This is a genomic window from Rothia mucilaginosa ATCC 25296 (assembly GCF_000175615.1).
GTDB classification, from domain to species: Bacteria; Actinomycetota; Actinomycetes; order Actinomycetales; family Micrococcaceae; genus Rothia; species Rothia mucilaginosa.
In genome coordinates, this window is the sequence record NZ_ACVO01000012.1 from 1 (window position 1) to 8,540 (window position 8,540).

Genomic DNA, 8,540 nt, shown 5'->3' on the forward strand with positions numbered 1-8,540 from the left:
ACGCGCCATCGCTTCAGGCTTACTCATCCCACCATCAACCACGGCCTTCGCTGCGGCAACCTTGGTCTCATAGTCGTATCTGGCCTGCTTTATTCCCATGGCAAGAAGCCCGCTCCTCCCGATGACGCGGTACATTTTCTGCCACTCTCTCACAGTCGCGGCGGACACACCAAGCCTGCTGGCGGTCAAACGATAGCCACGTCCCTTCTCAAACATTTGCGCTGCCTGTTCCCGAAGCAAACGGTCATGCCTTAATCCCAGATGCACGGACATGAAAAGCCTCCTGTTTCTTGGACTTCATTTTTGGTGTCCAAGAAACGGGAGGCAGTTCACAATCGATGGGCGGGGCTTTGTGCTGTCTTATGGTGCCCACGGCTACTGATGCCTGCTATTGCGGCGTGCTACTGAGAGAAGCTTAGGCGGCACATCTCAGGTACGACCGTTTAGCGGGTGTGGCGCGGCTTCTGGCCCTCTTCACGAGCGAACGGAACCTTATCGCCAGCCAGCTGCGCACGCAGGTCCGCGATGATGGTTTCCGCGGTCAGACCGACCTCTTCCAGAATCTGCTCGCGGGAAGCGTGCGGAATGAACTCCGCCGGAAGACCCAGCTCGCTCAGCGCGGTATCCACGCCAGCCGCACGCATTTCCTGGCGGATGCGCGAACCCACGCCACCGGAACGCACGCCGTCCTCAATGGTCACCACAATGCGGTGATCGCGAGCCAGCTCAACGACCGAAGACGGCACCGGCATCACCCAGCGCGGGTCAACCACGGTGGACTGGATACCCTCGGCGGCAAGCACCTTGGAGGCTTCCAGAGCCACGCGAGCCATAGCGCCCACGGCAACGAACAGCACGTCACGCTGACCGGTTTCCGGGTGGGGTTCGCCGGTGCGTGCCAGCACGTCCACGCCATCGCTACGGCGCTCCAGGGCGGGAATGTCCTCGCCAACGGAGCCCTTCGGGTAGCGAATCACGGTCGGTGCATCGTTAATAGCTACAGCCTCACGCAGCTCTTCGCGCAGGGTCGCGCCATCACGCGGAGCCGCCAGGTGCAGACCCGGAATGAACTGTAGCATCGCCAAATCCCACATGCCGTGGTGGCTTGCACCGTCCGGGCCGGTAATGCCGGAGCGGTCCAGCACCACGGTCACGCCCGCCTTGTGCAGGGCAACGTCCATGAGCAGCTGGTCAAAGCCGCGGTTCAGGAAGGTTGCGTAGAGGGCAACCACCGGGTGCATGCCGCCGTACGCCAGACCGGCGCTCATCGCCACGGCGTGCTGCTCAGCGATACCTACGTCAATAACGCGCTCGGGGTGGCGCTTCTGGAATTCGCGCAGACCCACGGGAATGAGCATCGCGCCGGTAATACCGACGACGTTCTCCTGCTCATCCGCAATATCTGCAATTTCGCGGCCAAAGACGCCGGTCCACGACTCAGAGGTGCTGGTCGAAACATCCTCACCGGTCAGCGGGTCAATCTGGCCCACCGCGTGGAACTGGTCGTCCTCATTAGCGCGGGCGGGTGCGTAGCCGTGGCCCTTCTCGGTAATGGCGTGCACAATCACCGGGCCGGCGTAGTTCTTTGCCGCGGTCAGTGCGTTCTCCACAGCCTGCTGGTCGTGGCCGTCAATGGGGCCCACGTACTTCATACCCAGGTCTTCAAAAATGCCCTTGGGTACGACGACGTCCTTAATGCCCGCCTTCATGCCGTGCAGGCCGCGGTACACCATCTGACCGACGGGGCCGCCACGCTGCAGACCGATGCGCACCGCATCCAGCGCGTGGTCGTAGCGGTGATCGAGGCGCACACGATCCACCTGCTGCTGCACACCGTGCTTGAGCTCGGAGAGCTGGTTCGCGAAACCACCAATGGTCGGCGCATAGGAGCGGCCGTTATCGTTGACCACGATCACGACCTTGCGGGTGCGGTCGGCAGCAATATTATTCACAGCCTCCCACGCCATGCCGCCGGTCAGCGCGCCGTCACCAATAAGAACCACGGTGTAGCGGTCATCTTCACCGTTGAGCTTGTGCGCGCGAGAAATACCGTCAGCCCACGAAATCGAGCTAGAGGCGTGCGAAGACGCGATAATGTCGTGCTCAGACTCGCCACGATCCGGGTAACCCGACAGGCCACCCTTCTGACGCAGAGTCTTAAACGCGTGACGACCAGTCACCAGCTTATGCACATAGGACTGGTGGCCGGTGTCGAAAAGAATATTGTCCTTGGGAGATTCGAAGACACGGTGAATGCCGAGGGTCAGCTCCACAACGCCCAGGTTCGGGCCCAGGTGACCGCCGGTCGCCGACACGTTCGTCACGATGAACTGGCGGATTTCCTTAGAGAGCTCCTCCAGCTGCTCGTAGCTGAGGTTCTGCAGGTCCGCCGGGGACTGAATACCCGGGAGCAACTTGGCAGTGGCACCATTGCCAATGCTGTAGTCGGCGGTGGGTGCGCCACCGGCGGCGCTATTCGGGGTCTCCTCCTGCGGCAATGCGTTTTCAGCGGACATACACCCACACTCCTCAAGGTCGGGGCACGGCTCATTCCGTGCGTTGGTTCTTCAATGATTCTACCGTTTAAGGTGCCAAAAAGCAGATTTATGCGCCCGCAGAGCAAGACGCACCGGGTTGAGCGAAAACGGCCTGAAATAACCCCTAGTGGGCAGGCTGGTGAACAGCCCAACCCGCCCAACACGGCGATTATTTGCTTCTTTGTTACGGCTACTAGCTACGCGCTACTTGGTGCGGCGGCGGCGCGGACGAGGCTTCGCGGGGGCACGCTCAAAAAGCGCCACCGACTCCACGTGATGCGTATTCGGGTACATATCGAACGCCCGAAGCTGCACCATGTCCCAACCCAGCTCACGCAAAATACCGGTGTCACGACCCAGGGATGCCGGGTCGCACGCCACATACAGAATACGCTTGGGGTCCAGCGCATCCAGGCGTTCCAGGGTGGTTCGGTTCGCGCCCTCACGGGACGGGTCAAGGACCACCGCATCAATGGCGGGGATTTCACCAAACTCAAGGGCGGTCTTCAAATCGACCAGGTGGCGTGCCACGTCGCCGCGAATCACCTCGATGCGGGTGTTCGCGGAGTTCTCGGTGCGGGAGCAGCCATCCGGCGCGAAGTTCGAGCGCGCATCCTTATGGGTCACCGGGGAGCCCTCAATGCTGACGACAGTACCCGTTGCACCCACGGCGTCCGCGAGTGCGGCGGTGAACAGGCCCGCGCCGGCGTATAGGTCGAGGGTGCATTCACCTTCTTGCGGGCGGAGCATGGTGAGCATGGTTCCGACCATGGTGGAGGGGGCGGCGCGGTGAATCTGCCAGAAGCCGCCGGCGGATACCTGGTAGCTGAATCGGCGGGACCCGAAGGTGACTTCTTCGGTGACGGAGCGCAGGCCTGCGCCGAGCAGCTGGTCACCTTCGGGTACGCGGCGGTAGGGGGTGTGGGAGGAGCCGGGGCGGCGGCGCTTGGGCTTGCCGTTGGAGGTGGACTGCGGGGTGAAGAAGAGGGAGATTTTGCGCTTGGCGAGCAGTCCCCAGGCGTCGGCTGCCTGCTGTTCGATGTCCTTGGCGACCTCTTCGATGGAGAAGCGCGGGTCAACGATGAACTGCAGTAGGACCCTGCCGCGGGAGGAGACGGTTGCCTCGACTTCGCGTACGCCGCGCAGGTTCAGTTTCTCAAGCTCTAGGTTGCGCAGTTCGGGTGCGGCGAGGGGGAAGTCTACGACCGGTACGGGCTGGGAGGCGCGGTAGGGGTGCATGCCGACGCGCCAGGTGACGGCGGGGCTCTTCTTGCCGCCGCTCTTCTGGTCGCCGGGCTGGGTGCGGACCTTGGTCACGTTGTAGCGCACACGGGTACGCCAGGACAGGCCCTCGTTGTTATCGCGCAGGGGAAGCTCTTCAACGATGAGGTTGGTCAGCAGGGGCGATTCGAGGGGCAGGCCGCCCAGTCGGTTGATTTGGGTGCGGACGATATCGGTCTTGTAGCGTCGCTGCTCAGCCAGGCTGATGTGACCGTATTCCATGCCGCCGAGTAGTTCGGGTACGCCGGTTGCTGCGGCGCGTTCCTCGTCGGTGGCGAGCGCATCCGCCTGGATCCAGGGGTGGGGGCGGCGTGCCAGGGAAGGTACGGGTACGGAGATTACATCTGCGAAGTAGAAGCGACGCTTGGGGCCGATGGCGGTGATGCGTACTTCTGCCTGTTCGCCGACGATGCCGTGACGCACGAAGATGACGCCCTGTTCGGTGCGCGCTACGAAGGCGCCGCCGTGTGCGGGTGCCTCACAGGTGACGGTGAGGGTCTGCCCGACGCTGTATCCGTCTACGTTGTTGGAGGCGGCAGGCGTGGTAGCAGTGTGGGTCACAGCATTGTCTCCTAAAGAATCACTTAATGTGAACTATTTTACACCGATTTGTACCTTTACTCCGATTCCGACGCCCCGCAGGGGGCACCAAATAGGCTGCAAAGGGCAAAGTCCAGGCGCTATGCGGGGTGTTCAAGCAAAGTTACGGGGCAATTGACCGGGCTCGGCACTGGGCAATCATACTGGGCACCAGGCAAATATTTCTGGGCGCTGGGCAATCATGCTGAGCGCTGGGCGATTATTACGGCTGGCGTTTCTTCTCACGCGCCACAGCGTCCGCCTCGTGCAGGCGACCGCGGTACACCGCGTGGCGGTTGCTCTGAATCAGCTCGCGGCCACCACCGGCTGAACGAGTAATCTTCGGGGCGACTGCAGCCGCAGAGCCATCGATATCAGCCTCTGCGGTCGGATCATTGGTAGCCGAGTCCTTACCCTGTAAACGCTGATCAAAAATCTCATCATACACCTCATCCTCGTGCATCGCCCAGGGCACGGTCGCCGTCATGACGCCCGGCTCGTGCAGAAGCGCCTGCTTGAGGCGGCGCACCGTGCGGCGGTGCAGAATACGCTGCCACCAGTGCTTCACCACAAACTCCGGCAGGTACACCACCAAAATATCGCGCGGTGACTTCTTGCGGCGGCGGCGAACATACGAAACGACAGCCTCCACCGTGTCACGGTACGGCGAATCAATCACCGACAGCGGTACCGGAATGCCCAGGGCGTACCAGCGTTTCTTCACAATCTCCAGGGCGGCGCGGTCATTGTTGACCGTTAGCGCCTCAATCGTGGAGGGGCGGCCGGCACGCGCATAGGAGAGGGCACGAACCGCCGGGCGGCGCACACGCTCCACGTACACGATGGCGTGCACACGCGAAGGCAGGGCCGCCACATCCGCGACGGATTCGGCATTCAGGGGGATGTCCAGGGCGGCATCCACCGCATCGTAGTGGCGGCGAGTCACAACCATACCTCCAACCATCAGGGCAATCATTCCAAGGGAGAGCCACGCGCCGGCGGCGAACTTCGTCACCACGATGGTGACCAGCACCGCAGTGGTCACGACCACACCCACCGTAGAGACCGCAATATCGCGTAGCAGGGCGCGGCGCGGCATCTGCGCCAGGGTAATACGCAGCAGGCGCATGCGGTAGCGCACCACCGCCAGCTGCACCAGCATCATGGACAGGCACATGCCCACAATGTACAGCTGAATCAGCGAGTACACGTCCGAACCGAAAATACAGGTGAGGAAAATTGAGAATGCCGACAGCGCCAGCACACCGTTCGCGTACAGGCCGCGTGAATCCACGCTGCGGAAGAATACCGGCAGGTACTGGTAATCAGCCAGCGACGAGGCAATCACCGGGAAGCCCGTAAACGCCGTCAGCGAGGCAATAATCAGCACGCCCACCGTCGCAAATACCAGCAGCTGCGCGAAGAACGGTGCACCCTGATAAATCGCCAAAGCCACCTGGTACAGCGCCGGCTTCTGGTGGAAGTACTCCCCCGGCGTGTGCCCGTCAATGAACAAGAAACGGGTCGTATCGTGCACCATGTGCACGCGGGTTGCCGCCGCAAAACCGAGCAGGCTCACCAGCAGGACCGAGGTGATCAGGCCCATCAGCATCATGGTGACCGCCGCATTATATTTCTTCGGGCGGCGGAAATACTTCACCGAATTAGAGATCGTGGAAACACCCGAGAACGCCACCAGGCCGGCAGAGAACGAACGCGCCAGAAGTAGCACCAGCGCCAGGCCCTCCAGCGAATGGGTCTCCAGCTCAGGGGCAATCACGTAGGTCGCCGATTCAGCCAGCGGCAGCGTACCCGTGGCGGCACGAACCCACCCCACAATGAGGGTGACCCCCAACAGCGCCAAGAAAACGTACAGCGGCCAGTACGCAATCTTTCCCAGCAGCTGCACGCCACGCAACGCAAACAGCGTCAGGGCAACAATGAGCAGCACCGCAATGAGGGTGCGCCAATCCTGAATCTGCGGGTACAGCGCCACCAAAAACGAGGACGCCGAAGACATAGACACCGCCACCGTGAGCATATAGTCCATCAGCGAGGATGCACCCATCACGATCGAGGGCAACGCACCCAGTTTGCGGTGCACCAGCTGAATATCGCCCTCGGAAGCAATCTGGTTGATGTTGTACCGGTACGTGCCAATCACCAGCAGACCGACCATCGCCACACCCAAACCAATCCAGGGTGAAAAAGCGAGCGCAGAGGCACCCGCAGCGGCAAGGGTCAGGATCATCTGGTCGGCTGCGTAGGCGACCGAAGAGATGCCGTCGGCACCGAAAAGAGGCAGGGCGTAGCGCTTCGGCAGCGCGACTGCCGAAAGATTTCGCGTGCTGACCGGCTGACCGATCAGGGCGATGCGCATCCTATCCCAACGATTCCTCACGCTGTTAAGGCTATCGGTCGCAGCTTCAAAGCTCAATTTTATTCAGCCGAATAGTGGGCATTGCGAGCGGAATATCACGGAGCATCGGCGTGGAGGCTCACCCGCCCATTACACTGGTAGAGGTAGGCGGTAACGCCTTATCACCGTAAAACATCAACACTCGGAGGGTTGTATGCCTCACTTCGTCATTATGGGTGCCGGACGCGTGGGCGTCATGCTGGCGCGCACTCTGGAAGCTTCGGGGCATACGGTCGCCGTCATTGACCAGGACGAACGTGCTTTCCAGCCGCTGCGTAAGGGCTTTGAGGGCCGTCTGGTGACCGGTGTCGGTTTTGACGAGGACACCCTCAAGCGTGCCGGCATTACCGAGGCGTACGCTTTTGCCGCCGTCTCTTCGGGCGATAACTCGAATATTATTGCCGCCCGTGTGGCACGCGAAATGTTCAAGGTGAAGAACGTTGTGGCGCGTGTGTACGACCCGAACCGCGCCGAATTCTTCCAGCGCATGGGTATTCCCACGGTCGCTTCGGTGCGTTGGTCCACCGACCAGGTGCTGCGCCGCCTGCTGCCCGAGCAGGCGCTCAAGGGCGATTTCCGTGAACCCTCGGGCCGCCTCATGCTCACCGAAATTCCGCTCGACGACGGCTGGGCGGGACACGCCCTGACCAGCATCGAACGTGCCGCCGGGGTGCGCATCGCCTACATCACCCGCTTTGGTGAGGGCATGCTCCCCCGCCCCGACAGCGCCTACCAGCAGGGCGATAGCGTGCACGTCATGATGCGCACCGACGACGTTGCGGACGTAACCCGTATTCTCTCCCGCCCGCCGCGCGTTGAAGACGAAGAAGTGGAGGCGAACTACGCCCCCGCCTCGGGCCACCGCAAGTACCCCCACGCCCCGAAGAAACCCGCCGAACAGAAGCACAACGACGGCCCCGTTATCGAGCATGAATTCCACCTCGGTGACACTCCCCCGGAGCTGCCCGACCCCCTCGAGCTCATCGGCCGCCATCGTGATTCCTCGAAAGGTGAGAAGTAAGTGAAGGTCCTTATTGTTGGTGCCGGTTCCGTGGGCGCCTCCATCGCTAAAGAGCTCATGATGAACGGCCACGACGTGACCATCATCGACTCCAAGCCCGAAGTCAAGAAGCGCGCCGATTTGCCCGGCGTGCGCTGGCATATTGGTGACGCCTGCGAGCTGTCCGTACTGCGCCAGGTGCACCCGAACAAGGCGGACGTGGTCGTTGCCGCAACCGGTGACGACAAGGCAAACCTGATGGTCTCTCTGCTGGTTCGCAGTGAGTTTGGTGTGCCGCGCACCGTGGCGCGTGTGAACAACCCGCGTAATGAGTGGCTCTTTGACGACTCCTGGGGTGTGGACGTTGCCGTGTCTACCCCGCGTCTGATGACCGCCCTCGTCGAGGAAGCCGTGGAAGTCGGCGACGTGGTGCGCCTGCTGACCCTGCAGGCTGGCGGCGCGACCCTCGCCGAGTACACCGTGCCGGATGACCACCCCGTCATCGGTTACCGCGTGGACCACGTGCAGTGGCCCGTCGATACGGTGCTCACCGCAATCCTGCGTGACGGCGCGCCGATCCCGCCCAGCGCGGACGTGGCGATTGAGGGCGGCGACGAGCTATTCTTCATCACGACCATTGCCGGTGAGGATCAGATCCGCGCACTGTTCGCCTAAGCGTTTATACGTAAGTTTTTGAGGAGGCGAAAGCCCCGGTCCCTTTTTG

The 8,540-nt window shown here is 61.9% G+C and carries 6 protein-coding genes; 2 read left to right on the top strand and 4 right to left on the bottom strand.

Annotated features, from left to right (window positions below; all coding sequences use genetic code 11):
• The 4 genes from ROTMU0001_RS03170 to ROTMU0001_RS03185 all read right to left on the bottom strand — a co-directional run.
• On the bottom strand, window positions 1-273 hold a 273-nt coding region (locus tag ROTMU0001_RS03170), incomplete at its 3' end, for a helix-turn-helix domain-containing protein (protein ID WP_044142272.1).
• Between the two features lie 170 nt (window positions 274-443).
• Window positions 444-2,516, bottom strand: a complete 2,073-nt coding sequence (gene dxs, locus ROTMU0001_RS03175) for a 1-deoxy-D-xylulose-5-phosphate synthase (RefSeq protein ID WP_005506364.1) — start codon at window positions 2,514-2,516, stop codon at window positions 444-446.
• A gap of 225 nt (window positions 2,517-2,741) precedes the next feature.
• Window positions 2,742-4,379, bottom strand: coding sequence for a class I SAM-dependent RNA methyltransferase (locus tag ROTMU0001_RS03180; protein ID WP_005508098.1), 1,638 nt, complete (start codon window positions 4,377-4,379; stop codon window positions 2,742-2,744).
• 241 nt (window positions 4,380-4,620) lie between these two features.
• On the bottom strand, window positions 4,621-6,777 hold the full coding sequence (locus ROTMU0001_RS03185) for an APC family permease (RefSeq protein ID WP_005508099.1): 2,157 nt from the start codon (window positions 6,775-6,777) through the stop codon (window positions 4,621-4,623).
• 193 nt (window positions 6,778-6,970) lie between these two features.
• Between ROTMU0001_RS03185 and ROTMU0001_RS03190 the strand changes: the two genes are divergently transcribed.
• Both ROTMU0001_RS03190 and ROTMU0001_RS03195 read left to right on the top strand, forming a co-directional pair.
• Window positions 6,971-7,837: a potassium channel family protein gene (locus tag ROTMU0001_RS03190; RefSeq protein ID WP_005508100.1), complete on the top strand. Its 867-nt coding sequence runs from the start codon at window positions 6,971-6,973 to the stop codon at window positions 7,835-7,837.
• A complete protein-coding gene (locus tag ROTMU0001_RS03195; RefSeq protein ID WP_005506372.1) occupies window positions 7,838-8,491 on the top strand; it encodes a potassium channel family protein in 654 nt (217 codons plus the stop codon).
• The last annotated feature ends 49 nt before the right edge of the window (window positions 8,492-8,540 follow it).